We start from the raw sequence: 26098 nt of genomic DNA, 5'->3' as shown, positions 1-26098 counted from the left end.
CATCTCGCCGGGCCGTACGATCGGCCCGACGCGTGGCGGCAAGGCGTCTGTTGGACAGATATCGGCGGCGCAACCCGATCAATCCAACCTTTCGCTGCCGTCGGCGCGACCCGAGCGATCCGCGCAACGTGCGTGCTAGCACCCCTTCTGTTGCCGATGCCGTAGCGAGCGACCACTGAGGTTTGTTAGAAAGCCATGCTCAGAAGCGGTTCGGGAAGAACCGCTCGGGGCTGGCGAAGCGGTCCTTTCGACCTGGCCGACCGCCCGCATCGCAATCACGGACGACCCATGAACCAGTTCCGCCGCGCCTTACGCCTCGCGTTCCGGCGCCCCGGGACCGTCGCCGCCTGCTGGGCGACCTCGATAATCGTGGCCGTATTATGGGCGACCAATCTCGTCGCGGTGTGGCCGGTAGTCGATGCGGTCATGCACGGCGAATCGATTCCGAGCTGGCTCGCGCTGGAAGTGGAGCACGAGGAAACGGTTGTCGCGGAGCTGGAGATTCAGCGGCAGAAACTGCTGGCTGAGCAAGCCGCTGCCGAAGGCGACGATGCTAGCAGTTTGGCCTACACGATTGCTGATCTGGAGCATCGCCAGCAGAACTCACAGGCCAAGATCGATCGCGTGCGTTGGGTGCAGCCCTATGCCACGCGCTGGCTGCCCGACACCCCGTTCGAGACGCTTCTGTACGTGTGCGTCTTTGTGTTGGTTGGCACGTTGGCCAAAAATCTGTTCCGGATCATCAACCTGTTGCTTGTCGCGAGGCTGGGCGAGTTGGTCTCGTTCGAGCTGCGCAAGCAGTACTTCAAGCAGGTGCTCCGCTTGGATCTCGCGGAGTTTTCGGACCGCGGCCGTGGCGAGCTGATGACCCGCTGCACCTCCGATATGTCACACGTCAGCAGCGGCGTCCAGGTCCTGTTTGGCCAAGCGATCCGCGAGCCGCTCAAGATGCTCGCCTGCTTTGTGCTGGCGGCTTGGTTTAGCTGGCGACTGCTTGCGCTGACTATCACGATCGCTCCGCTGGCGGTGATTGGTATCCGTTGGCTCGGCAAATCGCTGAAGCGCGCGAATCGCCGCGCGATGGAAGAGCTCTCAGGCGTCTACGAGTCGCTAACCGAAACGCTAGGCGGCATCCGTATCATCCGTGCTTTCGGCCGCGAGTCGGCCGAGCGCGCTCGGTTCAATCACTCGCTGCAGCAGCTTTATTGGCGGCGGCTCAAGATCGCGTTCTATGACTCGCTTGCCAGCCCGCTGACGGAAAATCTGGGAGTGGCGATGGTTGTTACGGCGGCGCTCGCGGGCGGCTATCTGGTGCTCAACCAGCAGACCCATCTGTTTGGTATCGCGCTGTCCGACACGCCGCTTACGCACGGTCAGATGACCGCGTTCTTTGCCATGCTCGCTGGCATGGGCGACCCGGCCCGCCGGCTGTCGGGGGTGTTTGGAGCCTATCACGCCGCGACCGCCTCCGCCGAGCGGGTTTATGCCGTGCTCGATCGTCAGCCGGAGATTCAAGACCCGTCGACTCCCAAAGCGTTGCCCACGCCTTGGAAGTCATTGCGTTTTGATAATGTATCGTTCCAGTACGGGCCCGATCGTTTGGTTCTGGAAGAGGTCTCGCTCGAAGTCCGTGCGGGCGAAACGCTGGCACTGGTCGGACCGAATGGCTGTGGCAAGAGCACCCTGCTTTCACTGCCGATCCGTTTCTACGATCCGTGTGAGGGGACCGTCTCGATCGACGGCGTGGATCTGCGCGACCTGCGGCTCCGCGATCTGCGGTCGAGGATCGGAGTGGTCTCTCAGCAGGCTCAGCTGATGAATCTCTCGATCGCGGAGAACATCGCCAGCGGGCGACCGGGTGCCTCGTTTGAGGAAGTCGTCGCAGCGGCGAAAAAGGCCCACGCCGACCGGTTCATCAACGAGCGGCTTACCGACGGCTACGAAACGATCGTCGGTCCGGGCGGCTGCCGACTCTCCGGCGGGCAACGCCAACGGATCGCTCTGGCGCGAGCGATTCTCCGCAATCCCGAGTTGCTCATCCTCGACGAGGCAACCAGCCAAATCGATATCGAGAGCGAACAGCTCATCCATCAAACGCTCACCACCTTCTTACGCGGACGCACCACGCTGCTCATTACGCACCGCCCCAGTACGCTCACGCTGGCGGACCGGGTCGCGGTGATGGACGCTGGCCGATTGATCGACGTGGGGACGACCGATGAGCTTGCCGAACGGTGCGACCTGTTCCGCCGCTTGTGCTGCCAACCGATGCGCGAGTCGGCTTAGTAGGCCGCAATCCCGTCGCTAATCAGAGATAAGGCTGATCCTCGACGATGATGTCGGGGTAGGGCGAGTCGCTCTGCCGATCGTTCGGCGTCATCAGCGCGCGGAAGACGTTGTAGTCGATGTTCTCGCGCAAAAAGAGTGAACGCCCGCTGCAGAACGCCATGTTGACTCCGCCCGGATGATTGCCCGAAGGACGGGCTCGGCGATTCATCATCGTCACCCAGGGATTGACCTCCATCGCCGCGCGACGCAGGGCCCGATCCTCACTCCCGACCAGGGCGGGGGCGACGCAGCGGCTGAGATCCTCCGTACACGGGGCCGGTGGGCCGTTGATGTAGTCCACGTCCTCGGGGCCCGACCGCCAGTAGAAGACGGGACTCCACGCAAGATCCTGCGCATCGTCAAGAAACTCTTGATCGACCAGTCCATCGGAAGTGAAGGCGGTCCACTCGATCTGGTCGTAGTCGCGTGCCTCGTTGCTCTCGCTGTAGACCAGGGTGTACTCGCGGCCGTCGCGCCAGTGGCCATCGAGCATCGCCGCGCGGGGGCTCGCGATGCGGTTTAGAAATGGCCCGTTCGCCACCCGCTGCTGGCTAGCCGGGCCCGAGCGGCCCGCGTTGGCGACGTACGAATTCGAAGCCCCGGTGCGTGGCTTGAAATCGTCGCTGGGACACAGATAGGTGGCGATAAAGGCGTTTGCCGGACGCCCCTCGACGTAGTGATCGTAGATCTGATGACGCTCCAGGTCGGGGAGCAACAACACGGCCCACGTTCCATAGGGTTCTTGATCAAGCTCCCCGAGGCTGTCGTCCAGCCGCTGGTCGGGATACCGATCGTACAGGCCGGGAAGGCGGTTCATGCGTCCCTCAAACTCGGTGGTCGCCAGCGCGATCTGTCGCAGATTGTTGAGGCACGAAGACCGGCGCGCCGCCTCGCGCGCCTGCTGGACGGCTGGCAGCAGCATGGCGATCAGCACCCCGATGATGGCGATCACCACCAAGAGCTCAACCAGTGTGAAACCCCCTGGGGGGGCCGATTTTCTGGACATAGCGGATCCCTTCGTACGTCGAGAGGCAGTTTCTTCGAGACGCGCCTTCGACTGCCACCAGGCAGAACGGCAGACGAGACGCGGCGAGAGGAGCGTTGCCCCTCGATTCGTACGTGGGGGCGGTCCGTATTGCACCGCCGGAGTAGAATGTCGCGCTATGAGCGAATCATCCGGACCGCCGCCCACCACACTGCCGCTGCATCGCCAGCACGAGCGCCGCTTTGAGGACAATCGATTTGTCTATCCCGTGCTGAGCCGTCGCTCGGGGGGGATCTCGATCGGCGTGAATCTTAACCCTGACAAGGTCTGCAACTTCGACTGCGTTTACTGTCAGGTCGATCGCACCAGCCGCAGCGAAACCCGCTTTGTTGAGATGGAGCAACTGCTGAGGGAACTGCGCGGCGTGCTGTCGCTCGTTGCCTCGGGCGAGCTCTACGAGACGCCCAAATTCTCCGCCGTGCCCGCTCCGCTGCGGCGGCTGAACGACATCGCCTTTAGCGGCGACGGTGAGCCGACCACTTTCAAGAACTTTGATGAGCTGATGACGCTCGCCGCCGGGGTGAAAGCCGAACAGGGGCAGCACGCGGTCAAGATGGTGCTGATCACCAACGCCTCGATGTTCCATCGGCCCCATGTGCAGGCGGGGCTGGCGGTGCTTGACGCCAACCAGGGGGAGATCTGGGCCAAGCTCGACGCCGGCACCGAGGCGTACTATCACACGATCGAGCGGACGAAGATCCCGTTTCAACAGGTCTTGGCGAATCTGGCCGACGCCGCGCGGGTCCGGCCGATTGTCATCCAGTCGCTCTTCCTGCGGCTGGCGGGGGAGGCCCCCCCCGACGAAGAGCTAGACGCCTACTGCGATCGGCTCAACGAGATCACCCGCGCCGGGGGCAAGCTGAAGCTGATCCAGATCTACACGGTGGCGCGCAAGCCGGCGGAGTCAATCGTCACACCGCTCACTGACGCGGAGGTTGACGCCATGGTCGCGCGCGTCCGCCGCCGCACAGGGCTGCGTGCGGCACCGTTTTATGGTTCGAGCGATTACTGATCTTCTGGCGAAGCGTCGGGATCCGAGTCCGTGTACTCAAGCGGGGGCCCGTAGCCCCAATCCTCGTAATCGTAGAGCTCTCCGCCCTCATCGATAAGATTCGTACCGACTCCCCACACCCACCAGCCCGCCTGGTGCTGCACGCCGTCCTGCCGCGGACCCACTTCGCGGTGCTCAATACGGAGCGGTTTGCCCGTCATCGGATCGAGCATATCGGCGGCGCGCAGGCCGAGCGACTCAGCCGTGGGCGTCGAGTCGAGAGGTGGCTGCTGTGCGGCGAGAGCGACTTGCAACCGTGCGCAGCGCAGCAGCGTTAGCACGCGATCGTCGGCGGCGCGAACTGAATCGATGGCGGGAGTCACCAGGTCAGCCAGCCAGCTGAAGAATTGATCGCGCAAGTTTAGTTTTTCGGGAGAGCGGGATGCGCCGCCGTGCCGCAGCAGTTGCTCGAAACGGTCGAGTAAGACGGGCCCGGCTTGCCGCATGCCGAGGGTGTTGCCTCGCTGAATCTGAGCGATGACCAGCACGCGTTCCTCACGCAGTACGCGGTCGAGGCGCGACGGGTCCGCCATCCCGGCGAGCGCCGCATCCAGCCGGTGCGCCACAACCTTATCGTCCGGAAAGGCCTGCGCGGTGGCGATGGCCGCTTTGAAGCCGATCTGCTCCATTGCGAGTGCCGTAAGTCCGCCAACGATGAAGGGTTCGTCTCTTGCTTGTCGGCCAAGTTCCAGTAAATCGATCGCTACACCAGCCGCTTCGTCGCGCTTCCCGGAGCATAGAAGGACCGCGTGCTGGAGCATCAGTAGCCGTGAGGCGGAGCGGTTCCGTTCCAGGCGTTGATAGAGCAGCTGGGTAAAGGCGTCGTAATCTGCGATGGGGGCATTGCTTCCCGAACGCTCTCGCAAAGCGGACTGCACGCCCGCCAGCGCTTCGCGATAGCGTTCCAGATGTGCGGCCGCTTCGGGAAGGTGCTGTTCTTGGATACGGTCCAGATCGCGATACGCATCGCCGGCGGGGATCGTTTCACTATCGAACTGTTTGAGCGACGCGGCGACGCTGTTCAAGCGCGTACCGAGGTATTTTTTGCTGCGATACTGCGGCCGCAGCTCCGCGAGCGTGACGATCTGCCCCGCGCTGCGGAGCTGTGCGACACGCCGATCAAACTCTGTCAGCGTCCGCCACGCGAAGAGCGTCAGCCCCAGCACCACCGCACCCAGCAGCCAGGGCACCAGTCGTGGCTTTTGGCGGGGTTGATCCATGGTCCCTCTTCGTTGTTGGAGAGAGATTCTTGGTCTCCCGATCCTTCTTTGGAATTAGTCGGGAGCGCATCGGCTCTCTTGGCGATAATTCAGCCCGCCACGGCCCGCTCGATAATCCGCTGATAACACTCCGTGGGGCGGAGCGACTCTTCCCACAATCGGCGGTTCGCGCGCTGCCGTTCGACGAACTCCGCAGGCGAAAGCGCCGCGTGGAACTCACGCAGACGCTCGCCAAGCCGGGGCAGGTCGGCTTGCTCGACCCACACCATATGCCGTCGCCAGTCGATCGTGTCGTCGAAGGGGAGGGCGCAGTCGGTGTTCACAAACAGCGGAATGCGGCCCATCGCCAGCGTTTCGTACATGCGATACGAAAAGTTGCCCGCGCCGCGCAGGCACAAGATGTAATCGCTGCCGACGAGGTTCTCGAGATACTCCTCGCGGACGCGGCGTTTGGCATCGGGATCGGGGCCGCGGAAGCGGCTGATCGCTCCGCCCCAGAACTGCGTGCGGCGGATGAAGTGCGTTGCGACGCCCGCATCACGCTCCAGAATCGCGAGCGAGCGGCTGCGCAGCTCCAGCCCGAGCACCTTGGCCGAACGCCCCTGGAGCTTGAAGAGCCAGCGACGCCATGTGCTGCCCACATAGCCGCAGAAGCCGACCGAAGGGAGCTCTTGCTTGTCACGCGGTTGGAAGCCCCCCGTTTCGCGTGCCAGATCGTCGGCGAAGGCCGGCAGCGCCCGTTCGGCGGCCGTCATCTGCGTGGCGAGGATCGATTCGCGATACACCACGCCATAAGGCGGTGCGCAGGGACTCGCGTCGTCGCTGTCTCGGAAGAACACGCACGGCTTGCCAAGCTGTCGAGCGCGCTCGGCACCCGCGTAGCAGATTTCAGAGGCGGAGTAGATGTGGGGGTACACGAACAGGTCCGCCGAGGCCTCGTCGGCCGAACGCCACCGCAGGGGGGCTTCGGCGTTGAGCCGATCGTAGCGATGACGATCGGCTCCCGAGCTCTCGGGGCGTTGGCCGACGCCCAGCGCCGCGGCCAGCGGGATCGAGCGCCGATCGGCTTCGGCCCCAAAAAAGTGAATCGCGATCGTCACAACGGCTGCCTGTTGCAGAAAGGGAATCAGATCAAGCCGGCGCGGCGGCGCGCCTGCTCGGCGACATCGAGCCCGACCGCCTCGTTCCAGGCACCGAGCAGCTGCGCATAGCCGGGGCCCGGCCGGCCCGAACCGATCGGCTGACCATCGCAGCGCACGACCGGGAGCAGGCAGATCGAAGTGCTAGCGAGCCACACTTCCTCCGCCGCCCGCAGTTCATCGATCGTTAGGTCGCGTTCGCTGAACGGCACGCCGTGTTGCAGGGCAAGCTCGCGCAGCGCCGCCACGCTCACGCCGGGGAGCACCTTTTCCATTCGTGGCGAGACGATCCCCTCCCGGGCATTGTAGATCACCACGTTGGCGGTCGAGGCCTCGCCCACAAAACCGTCTTGATCTAGCAGCAGCGCGCGGGAACCCGGTTCGTGCTGCTGCGCTTGTTGATCGGCCAGATAGTAATGCATGCGGCTGCGGCATTTCAGTTCGGCAGGCCAGCAGTTCTCGGGCGTCTGCCGATGATCGCTCAGCCAGACACTCACCCCCGCCGTGAATTGCGCGGCCCATCCGCGAAAGGGGAGGGGGAACCCGTGAACGCAGCGTGTGGGCTCGTCACCTCCGGGCGTGGCGAACGCGACGATCGCCCAATCATCCCCTTCGGCTCGCAACGGCTCGTGTCGGCGCTGGTATTCGGTGATCGCGGCGTCGATCTCGTCGGCCACGGTCGGGTTGATCCCGACGATCTCGGCCGAGCGGCGTAAGCGGCGGACATGCTCCGCTTGTCGCCAGACCTTGCCGTTGAAGGTCCGCAGCCGCTCGGTGATGGTTACGCCCAGAGCGAAGCCCGGATCGTTTACCGGAATCGCCAGCCCGGTGTCGGGGGACCAGGTGCCGTTGAGGTAGGCTTGGCGATCAGACACGGCAGGGCATTGGCAAGCGGAGCGAGCGGCGGGGCGGGGGTGCACCGTCGTGTTAGCCCCGTCACTATGCGCCGTCACCGGCGTGGCTGGAAGCCGCGGCAAGCGTCGGCGTCGGCAAGCTGGCCGCATCCGCAAAGGTTAACCGACGCCAGGCCGCCGGCATCACGCCCGGTGCCGCCAGGTAGCGGTACAGATCGTGGCTGTGTCCAACTGCCGATGCAACGTTCAGTGTGCAGACCCGCGCGGCGTAAGCGGCGTCGAGCCCCTGCGGACCGACGTCGCCCAGTGCCGGAGGATCGGCCAGTCGCGGGACGAACTTATAAAACTTCATCGCGGGATCACGCGGATCGAGCGTCACCAGCAGCGATTCAAGCCGCTCGAGGGCTTGGCCATGGTAGCTGCGGGGCGATAACCAGCAGGCGTCCATCGCCGCGGCCAGGTAGACGGCCCGCAGCGGACGGCGACACCCTGCGCACTCCGTCGAGGGGGAGTAGGTGAGTCCCGAGAGCGAGCCGCCGCCCATCAGGTGCGCCGTTCCGCTGCAAACTCGGGCACCGTAGCTGTAGCCGAGCAACCCAACCGGGGTTGAAGCGGGAAGGCGATCGATCGTCCAGGCGAGTTGCCAGGCAACCGGTCGGGTGCGTGCTGCTTTGACGCGATAATCACGCAACAGGCCCCGCTCTTTCTCCGAGCACCAGGAAAAGATCACAAACTGTATCGGCCGGTCATCGGCGGCGCACGCCACGAGGCGGCGGTAGACCGCTAGCCCGCGGACGCGGGCGTCGGACGGCTCGATCCGATTGCCGTGCACATAAAAAATGGTCGGCGTGCTGGGGTCCAGCGTTGCCAGCGTTGCCGGGGCATCAACCGCGTTCCAGCAGCCGGTGTACTCGGCCCCTTCGACACCGGTGGCGAGCGTCGCGGCTTCGGTAGCGCAGCCGACGGGTCGGGTGCTTACCAACAGCACGCGATCGCCTGCGCGGAGCGCCTCCGCAGCGGCCAACGGCGCATAGAGCAGCGCGGCAAACAGACCGAGGTGCGTAACGAACTGACGGTGTGACGGGCTTAGTAGCATCGGTCCGATGATGCGGGTTGGGAGGGGGGCGGGCGGTCCGCACAGCGGTCCGCGCACGAGGGTATCTGTCGGGAGTAGATCTCCGGCGCGAAAACGTAGCATGCCCACCACCGTCGTGCCGGACCCTTGTTGAAAAAAAACAACGGTTTGATTTGCACATCGCGTGGAGTGGGGTAGTGTTTCGCGGCTGCATCGCCAGCGCGAGCGCCAACCACCCCCCGTCGCCCCGCGAGCCGTCGCCCTCCCAAGCAAACGGCTCGACACAAACAAGCGACATCGCGGTGTCGGAGCCGTTTCGCCCGCTCCGGGCGAAGAGTCCGCCACCGCTCCCGCCCGAGGAGCCGTGCAATGAAGAAGAATGCCCTGATGCTGCTGGCTGTCGCGGTTACCGCGACCAGCCTCACCGGCTGCGGTTGCTGCCGGAGACTAAGAGACACGCTGTGCCGTGGTGCCTACTGCGGCGGTGGTTCGGCCGCGGCGATCCCCGCCCCGCTGGCGATGGCCGCCCCGGCACCCATGGCGGACATGAGCTGCGCTTACAACCCGATGCCCGTCGCTTACGACGCCGGTTGCGGCTATGACCCGATGGTGCAGACCTACGGTTATGGCAGCGTTCCGATGATGGACAGCGGCTGCCCGAGTTGCGTCGACGGCTCCTACAGCATGCCGTCGTACGACAACGGCGGGGCCTACCTGGGCTCGCCCAGCACAGGCGGCATGATCGATCCGGGGCCGGCTAACTGAGCCGACCGCGACAACCTCCCAATCCGGCGGCCTCGCCGCTCCGCGTCGGTCCTGACCGCGGGGTGGCGAGGTCGCTCGCTTTTTTACGGCCCCTCCGTGACCGGACGGGGCCTGGGTAGCGTAGAGTGGAGGTATGTTTGCCCGGTCTCTTCAGCAAAGCCAACGACTCGTTCTCGCCCCGCTCTTGGTGGGCCTCATCGCGCTGGGGGGGGTCACCCCCGTTGCCGCCAAGCGTTCCGCGGGCGAGCCGGCGGTCGCGATCGATCCGGTCCGCCTGGGCGAGCAGCAGACGCAGCTCTATCGGGTGGGGGCGCTGATCACGGCCTCGCGGGGCCCCTGTGCCGATATCCTGGCGATTGTCACGCTCCCGCTGGACTGCCCTTGGCAGTCCGTGCGCGTGGTGAACGAAGATTTCTCGCCCGAGGTGGCCGACGTTGCCTATCGTGACCTGCCCGGCGGTGGGGTGCGACAGATGATGGTCTCGATCCCGCGTCTGCCGGCCGGGGTCGAAGCCCGTGCGCTCGTGACCTGCGAGGTCACCATCCACCTGGTCAATCCGCCCGAAGAAGCGGCGGCGGCTTTGCTCAGCATCCCCCGCCGTCCCCCGACCGCGCTCAAACGCTTTGTCGGGCCCAGCCCGATGATCGAGGCGCGCAATTCTCGGCTGAGGCGCTTAGCCGAGAGCGTGCTGGCCGATGCCGAGTCTGTCGGCAAAGAACCAGACGACTGGGGCCGCGTCGAAGCACTCTACGAGCACGTGCTCTCGACGATCGATTACGCCGAGGGCCCCGACACCAGCGCGCTAACGACACTGGACGACGGCATCGCCGACTGCCACGGCCGCAGCGCGTTGTTTGTGGGGCTTTGCCGCGCGATCGGTGTGCCTGCGCGACTGGTGTGGGTTCACGACCACTGCTATCCCGAGTTCTGGCTCGAGCGGGCCACAGGCGGAGACGAGTTTGGCGGCGAATGGTTTCCCGCCGAGAGCGCCGGCACGCCGGCATTTGGCGGGATGCCGATCGCCCGAACGGTGCTCCAGCGCGGCGACAGTTTCCGCGTGCCCGAACGCCCGCGCGAACGCCTGCGTTACGCGAGCGACTATCTCACCGGCCGCCCCTTGCCCGGCGGCGGCAAACCGCGCGTGAAGTACGTCCGCGAGATCGTGGAAGAGTAGCGCGTCGCCGGCCGTGTACCCCCCGGTTATTGCCACCTCCCCGTGCCTCGCCTCCCTTTGGAGGAGGGGAACCTCGCGCTGCACGCTGTACCAGGACCGATGCGCGCACCGGTTCAGGTTTGGTGCATCGGTTCAGGCGGGGCGATCCGCCTTACAGCCGTTCGAGCTGGGATTCCAACTCTTCGACGCTATGGCCGCGCCACACGCCGCGCCCCTGGGCGTCGAACAGCAGCAGGGTCGGCAGCTGGCGCACGCCGAGCGCTTGGAATAGGGTTCCGGCACCGTAGCCGATCGGCCAGGTGAAGCCCGGCACGCTGCGGGCAAAATATTCGATCTGCGCCTTTCGTGAGCTGTCTTCGTCGGTCAGTCCCACAAACGCCACACCGCGCGGTGACCACCGGCTGTGCGCCTCGGCCAAACGGGGCATCGCCGCCCGACAGGGCCCGCACCAGGTGGCCCACGCGTCGATCACGATCGGTCTGCCGACCAGCGTGCTCGGGTCGATCGGTTGGGCCGACGAGCCGTTGGTCCACCCTTCCACCAGGTTGAGCGGCGGCAAAGAGGTCCCCACCACGGGCGTGGTGCGCCGGGTAAAGCGTTCCGCGATCAGGGCCCCACCCACCAGCAAGGCCATCATCAGCAGCGGCCCCACCACCGATTCTTTCGCGGTGCTACGCGGATTTTTCGCTCCGTTGCCGCTGCTCACTGCACGCGTCTCCGCAGGAGAACAGCGTTCTCCACGTTCAGGTCGTCGCCCGGCTTGAACGCCACCGGTCGGGTCCGATCGATCAGATAGAAGCCCTTCATGCGGCGGTTTTGTCCGGTGTCGAGGTCGAGTTCTTGCCCCAGAGTGTAACCATCTTGGTAGATCCGGAGGAAGCTGTCGCGGAGCACCGGATCGAGCGGCGTGGCCTGGGTCGCGCTGATGCCGTACCGCGCCGCGAGCGTCGGGTTTTCGTACGCCGGCTGCACCTCGAAGTAACCAACCGTGATCCACACGGCAAACACTCCCGAGCGGCTTGTGGCGAGGTTTGCCAGCCGCGTGAGCGGGCTGTAGCGGAACGAGGCGTTACGCTCGGTGTCGAGCGACGGCTCGCGCGAAGCGCCCGAGAACAACGGCACCGGCGAGAGGCGCTTAGCGTACCAGCCGCGATTGCTGTTTTCACTCCTAACCGTGGCAAGGGCAGATAGCAGCGAATCGGGTAAACCGGTATCAGCCCGCGCAAGCACAACGTCTCCAAGCCGAGACAAGCCCGCCGCTAAGGGTGAGCTGTTCTCTTGGGTGAGCAACTCGGGCAGGTTGCCGGGTGCGCCCGATGCGGCGTTCGGCACAGCGCCCAGCGTGGTGTTATCGAGGGGCAGCATGACCGAGCCTGCCTCGCCGGCGTCGTCCAGTTGGCCGTCCAGGTCCGCGATGCCATCCGAGGCATTGGTTGTGCGTCCGCTCTTATCATTGACGGTGTCGTCGCGGCCGCGTTCGCCCCAAGCGCTGTCGGCTCCGGAGCTGAGCGGATGCGCTCGCAGCCATGAGGCATCGACGCCCGACTGCTGGAGTTGCGCCAGGGGAACCTGGTTGCCGCTGTCGGGCCCGCGGAGCGGATTGGCAAAGAAGGTCGGGTAAAGCGGATTCAGCAGCCGCGAAGCATAGCTGGGTCTCGCCCCGGCGATCTGGCCCCCTTCCGCACTGTAGGTCGATTGCACATAGCCACGGCGGCTGAGCACCAGGTCGCGCCACGCCGGGCCCAGATGGCCCAACTGCCCGAGCGTTTCGGGCACGCCATCGTTGTTGGCGTCGGCGAGGTAGCTGCCGTCGCGGCGGCGATGCATCACGCCGTCGTAAACCTCCGACCAGAGGTCCTCCAGGTGGAGCGACGCCTTGGCGGCACCGGTCGGGGTGGTGGTGTTGGCCTCGCCCGCGTCGCGGCGGCCGACCATCGTGTTGAAGTTCACGCGGCCCGGTTCGCGGTAGTTGTCCACCCGGTTGAACGGTGCGAGCAGCCCCAACCGCGCGTCGGGTTCAACGCCGGGCGTGGTCGGTAGGGCGGTGTTGACGAAGCTTTCGCCAAAGGCTGTCGTCGCGGGGTTGAGCAGCTTATCCGTCCCCACGAAGCGCGAGGGCACGTGCACATAGTCCAGCAGCCGATAGAAGTGCGGCGCACCAAACGCCACCACCTGTGGCGGCGTGGGCAAGGTAGCCGTGCTGCCAACCGCCGCTTTCTGCACCGCTTGGGCCGGTTCGGCCGCCGTATGGAAGAAGGGGAGCAAATGACCGTAGGGATTCATCTGCCGCGCCCAGCGTTCGGCGTTCGCCTCGACTTCGGTGGCGGCGGTGCTGTTGGCGGCGTTGAACGTGTTGCCGTAGGGGTTGGGCTGCGTCGGCAGCGTGGGCGTTGCGACCGAGTAGTAGGTCAGCAGCCGTGAGCTGCTCCACGCGGGCGCTTGCAGCAGTTCCATCTCGCTGATGAACGGCCGATTGGGCCAGTGGAACGCCGGCGGCGCGACATCGTCCTCGCCCCGGTTGTTGGAAGTGTCGATCTGATCGACCCCCACCAGATCACCAGAAACGGCGTCGCCATCGATGTCGATCGTGTCGGAGTTCACCCCAGCGATGGTATTGCGGTAGCTGTAGAACTTTCCAAACCCACGATTACCAAACCCTAGGCTGTGCCGGATCGGGTAGTCCATCGCGTGTTCTTTGTAACGGCCGATCGCTTCGTCACCACCGAACTTGAAGTTATTGAGGTTCCGCCCAACGCCTTCTTTGTTCTGGAACAGCTCGAGCGACATGCCGCGATCGAGCAGGATCTCGGCGGCCCCGGTTGGGCGATCTTGCGACCAGACGTTGCGTGCCGGGAGCGGTGTGTTGCGATCGCCGGCGGCCAGGGGGTGCAGGCCGCGCTCTTGCGACTGGAGCGTGACGCGCGTGTCGTTACGACCGTCGCCCACCGGCGGGAAAGCGCGCTTCAGCTGATGCCGCGCCTCAGGCCCTTCGGCAATCGTGCTCCGCTGCGTGCCGGAGACGGTTCCGTCATCGTCCGGGTTGGGCGTGACGTTCAGGTCTTCGGCGTCCAGGTCTTGGGTCTCGGCGTCGCTCACGCCGTTGAACGAGGTCAGGTCGAGCGAGATCGTGTCGGTGGTCAGATAGGGGTTCACCGGCCGTGTGGGGTCGTGTCCCTTGCTGGGGAAGCCGTCGGGTCCCAGCGACGGGGGGTTCCACGCCAAGAGCGGGTTGGCCAGCCGCTGCAGGTGCATCGCCCGATAGTTGGGCGTCGTCTGGTTTTCGATCAGCTCGGGGAGCACGTCGAACGGTTCGTCGTAGCCCGGCGTGAACGGCGGCGACTTGCTGCCGGTTACCCCGCCCGGGCGATAGCTCCCCTCGGCCGGGCGATCGCTGTTGGGGCGATAGCTTGGTCGGCTGCTGGGGTTGGGATCGAAGGTGAGTTCAAACTCAGGATCGAGTTCCGCCTGACGAACAAGGTAGCCGTCCAGCGGCTCCGAGATCGAGAATCCTTCCACGGGGATCGCGACCGCCGGCTGGATCACTTGCGTGCCGAGCCCTGCCGTGGCGAGCGCGGGGGCGGTGGCGTTGGCGACCACGTCGCCCGTGCCGAGGCTGGGGCTGTACGGGGCGTCGAGGTTGATGACCTCGGTCTCGCGCGAGTAGGCGCGGCCGCCTGTGTAGAGCCGACCGGCGCTGGTTTCGTCGGTCACACCGCCATTGTGCCGGACCACAATCTGGTGGTCGGCCGGATCGGGGCTGGGGATCAGCTCGATCCGCCGCATCGCGGGACGATCGAGATTGTTCGCATCAAAGCCGATCTGGTCCGAGAGGTCTTTCGGACGCGAGAGCAGCGTGGTGTAGCGATTCTCGAGCGTAACATCGCGTTTCACTCCGGGCGTAGACGAGTCCTTGGCGTAGATTGCGCCCGGGTGGCCGATCACGCCGTAGCGCCCCGGCAGAATCGGCGCGAGCGGCGTGGTTTCTTGCGTGTTGCCGTCGAGGTCGCCGTCGAACTCGTCGAGCACGACGAAGCGGCTGGCGTGAACGCGCAGCTTGTCGATCGACGGCGTGCTGGTCGGCTCGATCGCTTGCAGGCCCATGTCATCAAGATCGATCTTGCGATCGGGGGCCCCGGCCGTTCCCTGATCGAGCAGCAGCTCGTCCACCACAGCACGCGTTGCGACCCCCGAGGGGTATTCCAACTCATAGAACAGGTGGGGGATCCTCACTCCCGGATCGGTGGCCAGATCGCGCAGGGCCCCCAAATTGTTGTCGTACTCCGTACCGGGGGCCCCGGCAAAATAGAACGCCTTCTCGATGAATTCATCGGGCTTGATGAGCCGACGACGCTCGACGATGCGGACGTCGCTAGCGCTGGAACCCGATTCTCCAAGACCTAGCCCGGGGTTCGAGATCCGCACCTCGGCCAGATAGTCGGCATCCCGCCGCGGACGGTAGGGCTGCGCTTCGCGTGAGAACGAAGGGAAGTCGGGATCCGGGTTGACGTACTCCGCCTCGAGCACGCCAGCGCGTTGGCGGAACGCGCTGTCAGGGGCAACGGTCACGGCCCGACGACGTTGATTCCAGAACGAGAGCGTAGACGGCGAGATGAGCGGCGTTTGCGGTGCCCGCGGATCGACCTTATCCGTGCTGTAGATCCAGGGCGTGTTCTCGATGGTCACGCCCAGGTACAGGTCGTTGTTGCGCGCGGCGTCGAGCGGGGGGTCGTCGCTTAGTTCGACCTCTTTCTCGCGTGGTCCCGTCGGATAGACGCTGGTCAGATCCCGTTTGCTGATGGTCGTGTTGCGCACCAGCGGATGCGTCTCGACGCAGATCATTCGCCACACGGGCGAGGTCTGTGGCGTGCCGGACGGGTTCAGATTCCCCTCGGGCGTTAACGCCAAGCCCGCGCTGTTGCTCAGCCGGTCGAGCAGAACGCCTTCGACGATGTTGCTTGCCCGATCGCGGCGCGGCACGTAACGCGGGTCGCGGTACAGCTCGGCCGGTTTTTGCGAGCCCTCATCCCACGGGTTATAGACCTCGACAAAGGTGGGCCCGACCGGCTTGAGGATCTGGTCCAGGTCGTCGTCCGGATCGGGATCGACCGTGCTCACCTTGCCGCGGTCGTCGGTGCCTTCTTGTCGCTTCTCTTCCTCCGAGGTCGGCGCGCCCGAGTCGGGGTCGTTGATGTCTTCGTCGTGCAGCCGCCGATCGTGCCAGGCCAGCCCTTCGGTCAACAGCAGTTCGGGACGCTCCGCGCCCCACACCACGCCGCGCGTTTGCTCGTAGGCGTACGCCGACGCGGGGTCGTTGGTGATCGGTGTGCCGTTGGGATTGGTGCGGCCGCGGTTTGCGGTGAACTCGGCCTGTACCGGTCCAAAGCCCGCCGCGGTGACGGGGCGGAACTGCGTGTAGTTCTCGTCGGTCGCGGCGTCGCCATCGAGCGGATAAACACGCTGGTGCAGCGTGTCGGTCACGTTCCACCCGTCCCACGGGTTCTCGTCGTACTCGAATTCCGATTGGATGGCGTCAGGGTCGCGCATGTCGACCGTGTTGATCGCCCACTGAGCAATCTGCCGACAAGTAAGCTTTCGCATCGCGATCCGCCGCGCGTCCTGCAAGGGAGTTCCAGAGTAACCAGCCGGCGGATTATCGCGGAGCGCGACGAAAATCTGGTTCGCCACGCTGCCGGGCGTATTGGGGTCCAGATACTTTTGCACCTGCAGGTCGTTCGGGTCGTACGGCGCCAGGTAGTTCTCGTCCGAGACGAGCAGCATCAGGCAGTAAAGGTGCCGGGCGTAGAGCTGCCGGGCGAGGCGGGCGTCGTCCACAATGCGGGCCGTGCCGATATAAGTACCGCTGCCGTTGACGTCTTCACCGCCCACGTGGTTGAACTGGGTGAACTCACCCGGATCGAGCACGTCGCCATCCAGGTTGATATCTTCTTCCCACAGGCGATCACTGGTGGCGTTAAAGAAGCCGTCGCCGTTGAGATCGAGGAAGCCGCCGCCGACGATATAGGGCTCACCCGCCTCGCCCGGTTCATCAACGATGCCGTTCATGAGCGGATCGACGCCCGCTTCGAGTTCTTGGAGGTCATCAACCGCTCCGTTGGTGTCGGTATCCAGGCCGTCGCCGTTATCGCGGCCGTCGCCAAAGGGGCGGTTCAGGTCCATCTTCTTGCCGGCCAGCACCTCGGGCGCAAGCATGCCGCCGAAGGTCGCGGGGCCGCCCGCGCCCGCGGTGATTGTCCGCCAGGGGGACGCGCCGAGGTTCGTCCCGTTCGGGGCCGGCGTGACGCCGGGGCCGAACATGACGTTGTTCACCAGTCGATCGACTTCGATAGGCTGCGTTCCGGGCAGGATCACCCCTTTACGGCGCAGTTCGAGCACCACGCGGTAGCGCAGGTAGTCCGTGATGCGGGCGTTAGCCGGGGGCAGGGCACCCATGACCACGTCGTAATCGTCGCACGCGGGGAAAGTGCGCCCGGTGACGTTCAGCTCGTCGCCTTCGTCAGGGAGGCCATCGCCGTCGTCGTCAAAGTTTGGCTGGCCCGGCAGGCCGTCGGCACCCAGCAGGCAGCGCTGCGTCCAGTTCTCGTTGGGGGCGGGCACGTCCCAGCTTTCGGTCGTCACCAGCCGACGATTCAGCGCGGCTTGGGACTCGGCGACCACCCGTTGCAAAATTCCGGGAGAGAAGGCAGGGAAGTTGTCTGCGTTGATATCGCCGGTGGCGATCGCGGTTTGCACAACGACTTTCTCGGGCGCAAAGGCATCGACCACATTCCACAGCCGATCGGGCAGCGCCGCGGCGTCGGCGTCGTAAGCCCGTAGCAGCCGCTCTAGCTCCGCCGGAGAGAACGGCGCGTCGTCGTTGACGGGCGCGACGGTAGCGTAGCTCGTGTTGACCTGGGCGATGCTCTCCGGCGGCAGCCGGCGTGTGTCTCCCGACAGGTTCAGCTCATAGGGAGAATCAGTCGCCAGCGGACCGATTATGCCGATCGGCGTCGCCGTGTCCTTACTCAGCAGCGACTCTGTCGAGAGGTCGCGGAGCGGTTCGCTGATTCGGCCGCTGGCGACGCTAAGGCCCGTTGCGTAACGGCCGCGCAAGTCGGGCAGCTCGCCAAAAGCACTCGGCAAACCAACGCCCAGCCGCAGCAGGTTCACTCGCGAGAGCGCGCTGCTGGCCGACAGCACGGCACTCGCTACCGGCGGCGCGAACTGAGGCCAGCCGTAGAAGTCGTACGCCGCAAGCCGATCCAGTGTCGAGCTATTCAGCCCCGAAGCCCCGAAAACATCGCGGTTCGCCGAGATGCCCGGCCACACGAGTTCGAGTCCCGAACCCGAGGTTACGGCCACGCCGTAGCGACCCCACGGCATTCCGCCTGCCACGCTGCTGGCGACCGCCCGTGGCAGGTTCGCGGCCCGTGGGTTGGGGCGACCCATCAGCAGCCGGGCGTAATCGTCGTACTGGGGGTTGCCGATGAGGCCGTTCGGGGCGTTCACCGCGTTGTAGCTGGCCACACCTAAGGCGTCGGCCAGCGGCAGCTCGGGCGAGAGGACCGGCCGCAGCGTGATGTCGGCGGGACCCCAACCCGAGCCGGGGGGCAGCTGATTGGAGGTCTGCAGAGGCCGTTGGTTGTTGTAATCCTGCGCGAGGTTCGCGTTGACGAAACCACCGAACGACGGGTCGAGGTCGTCCTGCACGAAGTGGTCGATCGAGCCGTGGGCGTTGAGGTTCAGCCGCCCGTCGAGGTCTTCGACCAGCAGCGCCACGAGCGGCTTATAGAACCGGCCGTCTTCCGTCTTCTGGACCGGCAAACCCATGTCGATCCACACGCTGTCGGGCACGCCGTCGGCGTCGTTATCCACATCCCACGGCCCCGCCGCCTCCCAGTAGGGGAAGGTGATCTGATTACCAATGCTGGTGTTAACGACATTGCCATTGATCGCCCCGGCGAGCGCCGTTTGCGCGTAACGCGAGAGCGGGTTGCTGCCGTCGAAGCTCGGATGGTCCTCGCGGAGCGGACGCAGGATGAACTTGCGCTTGATGGCGGTGATTGCCGCGGCGGTGTTCGCATTCGCGGATGATTCGTAGGGCCGCATGATCGCGCGGGCGCGCTCGTTGACGTCGCCGATCTCATTCGCCAGCCACGGCGAGTTCATCAGTCGATGAAACCAAAAGTTCACGAGCGCTGGTCGATGGAACGAGGGGATCGGCAGATCGTCCAGGTCCATCCGCAGCGGCGCGGCCGCCCCGGCGGATTGATAGTAGGCCTCAACTTCTTCCGGATCGGTCTCGCCGCGGGCGTTCACCGTGCCAAAGTCGCGTACCACACGGCCCCGGGGGCGCGGCTGCGGCGGCTGCAGCGCAAGGAACAGGTTCTGATAATCGGCGGCGTCGTACGACTCGTCGGCGTCGCCGGGGCCCATGGCCCCACCGTAGAGCGGCGTGGCCGTGCCGGTGTTGAGGGGCAAGAAGTTGGCCGTGCTAAGGCCAGCAGCCCACGGATCGATTCCCGCCACAGGGTTGAGTAGGCCGACCCGATCGGCGCGGAACTGTGTGTAGTTGGGAGCGAGGGCTGTTTCGACGCCAACCGAATCCCCGTTGGGGACGGTGTCGATCTCCAGGGCGGTTAGCACCGGTCGGCTCGGTCCTGCCAGGGCGTTGAAGCCCACGCCCGCACCGTTGAGCGGCCGGCCGTTGACCATAAACGCGTAGCCGCGCGTGGCGCTTTCCAGGAAGTCCGTAAGCACCCAATCGATACCCGCTCCACCGCCCGCCTTGGGGCCGCCGAAGGCGAGCGATTGTCCATCGTTGCGGCTGGGTGCCATCACCCGGAGCCGCGCGACGATGGTGGTTCCGTCGGGTGCGGTTAACGCATCGTAGTCCACCACCCGCACCGACTGCCCCGCACAGGGGCCCTCGATCAGGGTCAGCAGGCAGCCGTTGTAGTACGAAGCGGTCTTCGAGAGGGTGTAAGCCGCGGGGATGCCGGCGTCGTCAATCTCAAGACCGACCACGTTGTCGTCGGCAAACGGCGAGGTCGCCAAGGTGTTGTCGATCACGTACAGATCAACAAGCTGTCCCTGCGTGGTGCCGGTGGCATTGACGGCGCTAACCGTGTTGAGATTCACCCCCGCGCAACGGGGGCGGAGGTTCGTGTTGATCGAGCCGAACAAAAAATCGCTTTGCGACGGCGAGGCAATGCGCCCCACAAAGCCGTCGCTGCCGTAGAGGTCGCGCAGCAGGCTGTGGTAGCGTGCCGTGGAGTAGCGGTTGTTGGTGTCGCGCAACAACTGCATGAGGGCGCGCTCGAGCAGGTCCGCGGGCTGCTGGGTGCTACGGTTGGCCTTCTCGATCGCGCGCGACGCGGTTCGATACTGTCCCGATGTAATGAGGAACGTGGTCCCCACGAGCATGAACAGCACGAGCATGCTGAGCACCACGAGCATGATCACGCCGCGGCGATCGGCAGGGCGCGGTGCCCGCCGAGGGGAGACGGCCCGACGCAGGGCAGCGTCATTCGAGACGGGTCCCCAAGAAACCGAGCGGCGAGTAACTTTGCGAGCCATATTCAACGGACGGCGTCGGGAAAGACGAGTCGGAAGGGGGAAAAAGGGAGCGGGCGAACCGCAGCGGTGACGCGCTGGCTTTAGTTAAAGCCCCAGGCGCTGCCCGCTTCGAGCCGCATGGTCTTGGTGTGCACCGCCACGATGCCCGGCACGATCACCACGCGGAGGTCGTTGGGCAGGGCGTTCGCGGTGGACAGATCGCCCGAGGGCTGCCAGGGCCAGTCCGGACCGCGCAACCCCACAAGCACCCGGTTGTCTTCGTCCAGCTTGCGCTGAGCGGGGGGAAGCGTTTGGCCACCGGGTAGCTGGGGCGTGCCGCTGGCGTCGATCGTTAGCACCCGATACCACTGCGCGAACAGCATCGGCCGCTCAACGGTTGTGCTGGGGTGCGGCCCGACCAGCATCACATATTGCCCTTTGCGGAGATCCTTGAACGGCGTGTCGAGCACCTCGGCGGGCGAGGCGGCATCGCGGTCGACGCTGTCGGGACGTTTCTCGAGCAGCAGCTCACCCCCCGCGGTGCCGGTCGAGACCACCTTTGCACGCACCAGACGCTCGGTTTCGAGCGTGCCGTTGAGCCCCAGCCCTGCGACGCGCTTGTGGAACACGACTGCCGACACGTCGTACTGGTAGGCGTCGGGGCGCGTGGCCAACGCGTCGCGGGCTTCGCCCGAGCCGGGCACAACCGAGATCAGCCACGAGTAGTCGCCGCGTGTTTGTCGCCCCAAGGGGACGCTGGTGGGAGTCGCTCCGGAGGGGCGATCCCAGCGCATTTCGGCCGGCTTGTCGAGGTCCTCGGGCAGCTGCTGGGCCGGGTCGTCGGCGGCGCTAAAGTAAGCCTCGGCCAGCGGCAACTGATAGGCGAACGCGAGGCTCGCCAAAGCGAGAGTGCTGTTGACCGTGGTCACGCGCCGGATCGGCCAGGTGACATTGCTGTGGTTCCAGGGGATCCAGTAGGGGCTTTGGTAATCGAGTTGCAAAGCCGTAGCCGGGAAACGATTGACTGCCGATGATTGGCTCGTCTGGACAATGCTCGCGTTAGAAGTTTCGTCGGCGAGCACCCCGGTAAGCCCGATGGGATCAATCACAAACGCTTCGCCGAGTAGCGACCCCCGATAGGAAGCCGCGCTGGGGCGATTGGCGGTTTGTCCGAAGAGTTGATACTGGCTGGTCTGGGTGCGGCTGAGCGCCTCGAGTGCGCCGATGCCTGCCGATACCGACCCCCCGGTTGTTTGGATCGTTCCCGTCACGAAGTTGGTGAACCGATGCTGGTTGTTCGCGCGCGAGATGTTGTGCGTTACCCAGTTACTCGGATTCAGATCGCCGCGGATGATGGCGTCGCTCAGCGCCGCCTGGGCCACTGCGCCGGAGTGGTCGGTCACGTCCCCCGTCTGCATGTAGTGCCCGCCCACCGGGAAGAGCGCCGCCACGCCCAGCAGGCCCACCGCCAAGATGCCCATGGAAACGAGCACCTCGGCGAGCGTTAGCCCGCCGCGATCAGCGGTGTGAACCGGGATGAAAACCATCGAGCTAAGGGCTCCTCGAGCCGGGTGAGTGAAACAATGGGCCACGGGCGACGACGATCAGCGGGCCTCGGTGATCGCCCCTGTGGTCGCGCCCGCGGCTAACGGACGCTGTCCGACGAGCGGGTGCCCACCGCCTCGCGGGCGGCGAAGATCTGCTCCTGCAGGGTGATGGCCTGGTCGTTGTTGCGGTCGAGCTGGTTGGGATCGCGCCAATTCACAAAGCTGTTCGGAACCGTCGAGACCGACCCACTCTGGGCACCGATCACTACCCACCGGCTGGCGAGGCTCAGCCAGTTGAAGTCGTTTCGCCAGCGCTCAGCGACCTCGTCTTCGACCGTGCTGTTGGCCGTGTCGAGCGCCAGCGGCTCGTCGAACTTGGCGCGGACGTCCGTGTAGGCGGCTGCCCGATAGCCGTTGTCTTCTTCCTTCGGCTGCGCGGGGATCAGCTCGCGGCGGCCAACGAGGATCGCCAGGCTGGTGGTGGCGAGCGTCTCGCGCTGCACCGCGGTGCCCGTTGCGTAGTCGGGGAGGTAGGCCCGGCCGATCGTTCCGTTGGGCGTGAAGAGCACCATCACCGGATCGGTGAACAGCCCCGGGCCGCTGACCGCGGTATCCCAGTGGCCCGTGGGTTTGTAGAGCGGCGTGCCGTCGGCAAAGCCGCTGGCTTGCAAATCGATCGCGGCACCCGCGGGCAGCTGCACCGGATCACCCGGTGCCGGCGCGGGTTGACGCAATACGCGATACGTAGCCGGTGCCGTCCAGTAGGGGCCCGGCAGCTGATTCGCCACGGTCGTGGCGTTGCTTGCGGCGGCTCGCGAAATGGCCTCGGGCGTTGGTAGCCGGTTGCCGTTGTTGTCGTAAGATGCCGAAAGCGTCGCTTCGAGCCCCTCTAGCGGCTGCGCGACAAAACGGGCGTACTCGGCGTTGGGGCTGGCGAAGAAACCGTTGCTGCCGACTCGCTGTTCACCCGGCAGGTAGTCGCCCCCGCTGGGTGGTCGGTTGCCGGAAGGATTGATGAGCACGAGTCGCAAGCCGTCGATCTCGACGATGTCGCCGGGCCGGAAGAACCGCGGCGGGATCAGATCGATCGCCCAGCCGGGGGGCAGGCCCGACGAGGTGTTGGTGGTGCTCGTGCGGCGCACGAACTCAATCTGATACTCCGTCGCCCCCGCGTTGGTGGCGTAGGCGGCGGCATTCGCGTCGTCGTACTGGGTGCCGTTGAGCGCGATCTGACGCAGGCGGCGACTCAGACGCGCACGCGACGTGGTGTCGAAGCCCGAGTAAACCGGCGGGGTCTCAACCTGATAGGCCTCGACACACACGCCGTTGTCGTCCGGATCGCGGGTGTCAGCCGACAGCCGCTTGAGCGCGATGCCGAACGGACGGCCCGTTTCGACCGCTCGGGCTTGGGCCCCCGCGAACATCGCGTTGAGCGAACGCGAAGCCTCGCGGATCTTGCGGGCATCGCCCCCCGGCGAGAGCAGCGGGATGGCGGTGGTGACGAGCGTCGAGACCAGCACGATCACCACGAGCAGCTCGACGAGCGTCATGCCGCTCGGCGGAGATAACGGTCGCGGAGCGACGGTCTGCGTGCCAGAGGTGGGGGGGGGATTGATCCGGTTCGGACGCCTCATCTCGGGTTTTCTCTCGGTTTGGGACGGCCGTTGCCCGCGGACGCCCTGGCAATCTCCCATTGTGGACCGGGAGGCCGCCGGTGTCGAGGTTTCTGCGCCCGGCACAGCCCAACTCGCCCCAATCACCCGGTGTCACTTCGGTAAACGGATGAGAATCCGGCGTTAGGACCGCTACACGCGACGCCGCTTAGCGGGCCTCAATGAGGTGGTTGGTGAGGTTGTCGGTCGCCTGCTCGCGGCCCTCAGCGGCGTCGAGCGACGCCGACAGGGCGATCCCCAGCGGCGGCGGCGGAATGTCGCTTACCGAACTCCAGCCCGGGTCGGCGTTGTAGGGATCCGATAGCGCGGCGAAGTACTGCTGAAACGTATCGGTCGAGGTTTCGACCAGGCCCGTGTACAGCCCCAGATCTTGATCGGGGCCTGCCGAGTAGATCAGCGGCACCAGCCGCCAGCCCCGTGCCCCCGCGCCGGTGTTGCCATCGAAACCTGACAGCGCCCCCGTCGCATCGAGGGGCGTGCGATCGATGCGGAACAGGTCGAGCGGGTCGTGGTTGTCATCCAGTGCGGCGAGCATGGTCTCGGCGGCGGTTTGCCCCGTCGGCGGCGTCTCGTTGAAGAGGCGTGCTAACCGATCGTAACTGAGCTGGAGGTCCGAGTCGTAACCAGCAGGCCAGCGGAGCCACCCGATCGGGTTGCCCCAGGCGTCGAGAAACTCGGGAGCGCCGTCGCCGTCGGTATCGCCCATGTCGCTCTCTTTGAACAAGCCCCGCGCCTCGCCATCGCCGGTGGTGTTCATGACGGTCAGGTATAGGCACTCCGCCGACTCGTTCCGCAAGACATCAGCCAGCGTGTTCGTCTGCTTGGTGAGCGTGTTGGTGCGTGACCACAGCGCGTTGTAGCGCCGCACATGTTGCAGATTAAGCGGCGTCCGCTGGGCGATGAAACGCGGATGCTTGTCGTAGCCAGACGGGGGCGCGTTTGGTGGCAGGTCGGTCGCGTTGATCACCGAAACGGTCCCCACGAGCGGCGTGAGCGCGATATCGCTCCAGCGGTCGGGCATCTCGATCCGCTGCTGCTCGCGCAGGGCGAACAGCCGACCATAGGCGCGCTGTTGACCCTCGTTGAGCGTGTTGACGCTCGGCCCCCGCGCGGCCTGCAAGAAGGTGAACCAGTACGGGGGATTCGAGGCGCTGACGGGATTCGCAGGATTTTGCAGGCGCTCGTTCAGTTCGACACGCTGCGCACGGTATTCCTCGTAGCGCTCGCTGACGAGCGTGTGCAAACGGGCGATGAGCTGCTTGGTGCGGGCTTCGCGGGCCGTGCGGCCGGCGCGCGCGGCGACGCCCAACAGGAGCGTCGCCAGAATTGCCACGATGGCGATCGCCACGAGCAGCTCAACCAGTGTCAGCCCGCGGCGCACGCCAGCGGGAGCCAGCGGGGTGGGGGGGGCTGAGGGGGTCATGGCTGGGCGTCCCCCAGCGTGGTGTCGGAGAAGTTTGTCAGCGTGTCGGCCGTGTCGAGCGTCCAGGGGCCTGCCGGATAGACCGGCACGGCACCATTCGGATCGGGGATCACCAGGTCCGTAGCGTTGTTGCCGCTGTCGAAGCGGCTGAATTCGCCCCAGGCACCGTCGATGCCCGCGTGCAGGATCTGGAACTTGCCGTCGTTGGCGAAGAAGAACTCAGGTGTGGCCCCCGTATCGACCGGCTTGAGCTGCTTGATGGCGAACACCTCAGCCAGTTGCTTGAGGGTCTCCAGGTCGGGGTTGGCGGCGTTCAGGCTGCCCAGCACCTCCGGCGGCACGGCGGGGGCGTCCTTGGCAAACGTGGCGTCGCCCCGCGAGGCGTCGAAGTAAATGAACGGCTGGAGCGTATTGTTCGCTTTGAGCGTCCAGAAGTTGATCCGTCGCTGGCTGCCCGGCTGCTGCGGGTCGTCGTAGACGACAAAACGATTGTCTAGATCGTAGAAGAATCCCTGATTGGCACCGTCGGTGTAGCGGGGGCCGAGCTGCTGGGTGTTGATGTCCAGCCGCCAGTTGCGGCCTTCGATCGGATCAACCAGCGGATTCGAGAGTCCCTGCAGCGAGTAAGAGGGGCCCTTGGCACCCGAGATCGGGTACTTGGGGTCCTCGCTGAAGCCGCCCATCCAGAAGACAAGCCCTTCGGCCGCCGTCATGCCGCCGTACAGTGTCGCCGGGTTGGTGGAACTGGTATCGGCCGCGGTCCCATTGGGAAGAAATCCGCACAGCGCGTTGATGAGCGCCGCCGGCTCGCGGTGCTTCGGAAACGCCTTCTTGAGGTGTCGGCGGAAGTTGTCGAGCACCTTCTGCTCGTCGAGTTGCGGGGGCGTTAGCGGCCGAAACTCGGAGACGCCCTGCGTGCTATTCACCAGGATCTGGGCGTTGGGCGGATAGCTGCCCAGGTTGTTTTTGTAGTCTTCGATCGCGGCGTCGAGCTGATTGATCTGAGCGTTGATGGCGGCTCGTTTAGCGGCGGCCCGGGCGGCGTTGACCGCCGGCAGCAGCAGCGCCACCAGCGCGCCGATGATCGCGATCACCACCAGCAGCTCGACCAGCGTAAACGCGCGGGAAGACGGTGGCGGGAACGCCGCATGCGGGCTCCGTTGAAACAGGGCATGATCATTGGTTGGCCGCATCTTGAAGTTCCTCGTTCTTGCTAGGTCATTGCCCCTGACCTGAAGTAATCCGCATT

The 26098-nt window shown here is 65.4% G+C and carries 15 protein-coding genes; 4 read left to right on the top strand and 11 right to left on the bottom strand.

The window, feature by feature from the left end; all coding sequences use genetic code 11:
• The first annotated feature begins 288 nt into the window (after nucleotides 1-288).
• Nucleotides 289-2286 (top strand): ABC transporter ATP-binding protein, encoded by a 1998-nt coding sequence (locus Pla111_RS09440; protein ID WP_197524895.1) that lies wholly within the window; start codon nucleotides 289-291, stop codon nucleotides 2284-2286.
• Between the two features lie 22 nt (nucleotides 2287-2308).
• On the opposite strand, the gene Pla111_RS09435 is transcribed toward Pla111_RS09440, so the two are convergent.
• Complete coding sequence (locus tag Pla111_RS09435; RefSeq protein ID WP_146573641.1) at nucleotides 2309-3334, bottom strand: DUF1559 family PulG-like putative transporter; 1026 nt, start codon at nucleotides 3332-3334, stop codon at nucleotides 2309-2311.
• A gap of 157 nt (nucleotides 3335-3491) precedes the next feature.
• On the opposite strand from Pla111_RS09435, the gene Pla111_RS09430 reads away from it, so the two are divergent.
• Nucleotides 3492-4385: a radical SAM protein gene (locus tag Pla111_RS09430; RefSeq protein ID WP_146573639.1), complete on the top strand. Its 894-nt coding sequence runs from the start codon at nucleotides 3492-3494 to the stop codon at nucleotides 4383-4385.
• On the opposite strand, the gene Pla111_RS09425 is transcribed toward Pla111_RS09430, so the two are convergent.
• The 4 genes from Pla111_RS09425 to Pla111_RS09410 form a co-directional block, all read right to left on the bottom strand.
• A complete protein-coding gene (locus tag Pla111_RS09425) occupies nucleotides 4379-5644 on the bottom strand; it encodes a hypothetical protein (RefSeq protein WP_146573637.1) in 1266 nt (421 codons plus the stop codon). The two genes, Pla111_RS09430 and Pla111_RS09425, sit on opposite strands and share 7 nt — an antisense overlap.
• A gap of 89 nt (nucleotides 5645-5733) precedes the next feature.
• Nucleotides 5734-6744, bottom strand: a complete 1011-nt coding sequence (locus Pla111_RS09420; protein ID WP_146573635.1) for an exostosin domain-containing protein — start codon at nucleotides 6742-6744, stop codon at nucleotides 5734-5736.
• 26 nt (nucleotides 6745-6770) lie between these two features.
• Nucleotides 6771-7658 carry an aminotransferase class IV gene (locus tag Pla111_RS09415; RefSeq protein ID WP_197524894.1) on the bottom strand — a complete coding sequence of 296 codons (888 nt, stop codon included), beginning with the start codon at nucleotides 7656-7658 and terminating at the stop codon, nucleotides 6771-6773.
• Nucleotides 7659-7722: 64 nt separating this feature from the next.
• Nucleotides 7723-8835, bottom strand: coding sequence for a hypothetical protein (locus Pla111_RS09410; protein ID WP_197524893.1), 1113 nt, complete (start codon nucleotides 8833-8835; stop codon nucleotides 7723-7725).
• Nucleotides 8836-9081: 246 nt separating this feature from the next.
• Between Pla111_RS09410 and Pla111_RS09405 the strand changes: the two genes are divergently transcribed.
• Both Pla111_RS09405 and Pla111_RS09400 read left to right on the top strand, forming a co-directional pair.
• Nucleotides 9082-9477 carry a hypothetical protein gene (locus Pla111_RS09405; protein WP_146573629.1) on the top strand — a complete coding sequence of 132 codons (396 nt, stop codon included), beginning with the start codon at nucleotides 9082-9084 and terminating at the stop codon, nucleotides 9475-9477.
• Nucleotides 9478-9610: 133 nt separating this feature from the next.
• On the top strand, nucleotides 9611-10651 hold the full coding sequence (locus tag Pla111_RS09400) for a transglutaminase-like domain-containing protein (protein ID WP_146573627.1): 1041 nt from the start codon (nucleotides 9611-9613) through the stop codon (nucleotides 10649-10651).
• 151 nt (nucleotides 10652-10802) lie between these two features.
• On the opposite strand, the gene Pla111_RS09395 is transcribed toward Pla111_RS09400, so the two are convergent.
• From Pla111_RS09395 to Pla111_RS17455, 6 genes are all read right to left on the bottom strand, one after another.
• Complete coding sequence (locus Pla111_RS09395) at nucleotides 10803-11357, bottom strand: TlpA family protein disulfide reductase (protein WP_146573626.1); 555 nt, start codon at nucleotides 11355-11357, stop codon at nucleotides 10803-10805.
• Nucleotides 11354-20227, bottom strand: coding sequence for a hypothetical protein (locus Pla111_RS09390; protein ID WP_146573624.1), 8874 nt, complete (start codon nucleotides 20225-20227; stop codon nucleotides 11354-11356). Before Pla111_RS09390 ends, Pla111_RS09395 begins: the two co-directional genes overlap by 4 nt.
• 80 nt (nucleotides 20228-20307) lie before the next feature.
• The gene (locus Pla111_RS09385) at nucleotides 20308-21753 is read right to left on the bottom strand and encodes a type IV pilus modification PilV family protein (RefSeq protein WP_146573622.1); all 1446 of its coding nucleotides are present in this window, start codon (nucleotides 21751-21753) and stop codon (nucleotides 20308-20310) included.
• A gap of 98 nt (nucleotides 21754-21851) precedes the next feature.
• Nucleotides 21852-23387, bottom strand: a complete 1536-nt coding sequence (locus tag Pla111_RS09380; RefSeq protein ID WP_197524892.1) for a prepilin-type N-terminal cleavage/methylation domain-containing protein — start codon at nucleotides 23385-23387, stop codon at nucleotides 21852-21854.
• Nucleotides 23388-23574: 187 nt separating this feature from the next.
• On the bottom strand, nucleotides 23575-24849 hold the full coding sequence (locus Pla111_RS09375) for a type II secretion system protein (protein WP_146573618.1): 1275 nt from the start codon (nucleotides 24847-24849) through the stop codon (nucleotides 23575-23577).
• Nucleotides 24846-26042: a type II secretion system protein gene (locus tag Pla111_RS17455; protein WP_231930878.1), complete on the bottom strand. Its 1197-nt coding sequence runs from the start codon at nucleotides 26040-26042 to the stop codon at nucleotides 24846-24848. The genes Pla111_RS09375 and Pla111_RS17455 overlap by 4 nt, the downstream gene beginning before the upstream one ends.
• Nucleotides 26043-26098 lie beyond the last annotated feature (56 nt).

This window comes from Botrimarina hoheduenensis, from assembly GCF_007859815.1.
Classification (GTDB): Bacteria; Planctomycetota; Planctomycetia; order Pirellulales; family Lacipirellulaceae; genus Botrimarina; species Botrimarina hoheduenensis.
Note: the sequence above shows the minus strand (reverse complement) of the source record. Positions and strands in the feature narration are given on the sequence as shown.